Raw genomic sequence first — 1,633 nt, forward strand, 5'->3', positions numbered from 1 at the left:
CTTGGTTTCTAGGGGTCGTCGCAACACTGCTGGTGTTAGGCAGTGAGTAGATCACGTAAACGCTCGGCTGGGGTATCCCAGCCGAGCGTTTTGCGTGGTCGTCCGTTGAGTTCCTGGGCGACGTGTTCGAGGTCCTCGGGTCCGTAGACACTCAGGTCGGTGCCTTTCGGAAAGTATTGGCGCAGAAGGCCGTTGGTGTTTTCGTTGGTGCCGCGTTGCCAGGGGCTGGCCGGGTCGCAGAAGTAGACGGCCATGTCGGTGGCCATCGAGAACTGTTTGTGCCGAGCCATCTCGCTGCCTTGGTCCCAGGTCAGCGAGCCCCGAAGATGCGCGGGCAGGGTCGAGATCGTCTTGATGAGCCCGTCGCGCACCGATTCGGCGTCGTGGCCGTGGGGCAGGTGAACCAGCATGGTGTAGCGGGTGCTGCGTTCGACCAGGGTGGCGATCGCGGTCTTGTTGTATTCACCGGTGATCAGATCGCCTTCCCAGTCGCCGGGCACCGCACGGTCTTCGACTTGGGCGGGCCGGTCGCTGATCATGATCATCTCATCGACGAACCGGTGGGTGCGCTGATCGGGTGCCCGGTGTGGTTTGCGTCGGGTCCGTCCTGTCCGAAGCGCTCGGGCCACTTCGCGTTTGAGCCCGCCGCGGGCCTGGAAATACAGTGCCTGATAGATCGTTTCGTGGCTCACCCGCATACTCTCGTCGTCGGGGAAGTCCCTGCGCAGGCGGTGGGAGATCTGTTCGGGCGAGTACCGCTTCGATAAACCCTCGCCCACCACCTCCCGCAAGGCGTGGTTGAGGACCAGTTTGGACTGTTTCGGCCGTTTCCGGTCGGACGCGGCGGCCCGATCAGCCTGATAGGGCAGGTAAACGCCGTCGATCCGGTGTGCACTGACCTCGCGCGACACCGTCGATTTGTGCTTGCCGATCCCGGCGGCGATCTGGGTCAACGACTGCCCGGTGAGCAGGCCGTCCGCGATCGCCAGCCGGTCGGTCAGCGACAGATAGCGGTCGCTGATCACCGCAGGCGCGTCGTTGCCGATCTTGGTCACCGAAGATGTGTAGCGGGTCCCGGTCGCATAGTCCACGACCGTGCCGTCGGAATGGATCCGTGCGTTGGTCCTGGCGTTGTGGACCCTGCGTACTCCAGCACGCCAGTCTCGCGCGGTACGTTCATGCACGCCGACCTCACGAGCAGCACGCGCGGTCGACCAGCCGGACTCGACCAGTTCGAGGAACCGCGCCTTGGCCTCCGGTTTGCCGTGCGCCCTCTTGCCCGCACCGACCAGTCCGGCCTCGACCAAGATCCGGCGAGCGACCGAATATGACACCCCCGCCGCCTTGGCTGCCTGATTCACCGACCCGCTCGACTCGAACACCGACCAGATCACCTGCGGATCCACAGCGCGGCGAGCCCCGCGAGTCTTCCCCGCACCACACCCCTTCGCCCGCAAAATCGCATAACAGCGCTGCCGGGTTATCCCCACCGCCAACGCCGCATCCTTCACCGGCACACCGGAATCCACCAGCCGCGCCAACTGATCACCAAACCGGACCAAATCCTCCAGAAACGACACGATCGCCGCAACCTCTCAAATCGAGAGTGTTGCGACGATCGCGTGAACCCAAG

1 protein-coding gene is annotated in these 1,633 nt (G+C 64.1%); it reads right to left on the minus strand.

The annotated features are described in order from the left end of the window. Nucleotides 1–35 precede the first annotated feature (35 nt). Nucleotides 36–1,232, minus strand: coding sequence for an IS30 family transposase (locus tag ACW2Q0_RS31060; protein WP_457194485.1), 1,197 nt, complete (start codon nucleotides 1,230–1,232; stop codon nucleotides 36–38). Nucleotides 1,233–1,633 lie beyond the last annotated feature (401 nt).

Source organism: Nocardia citri (assembly GCF_054065835.1).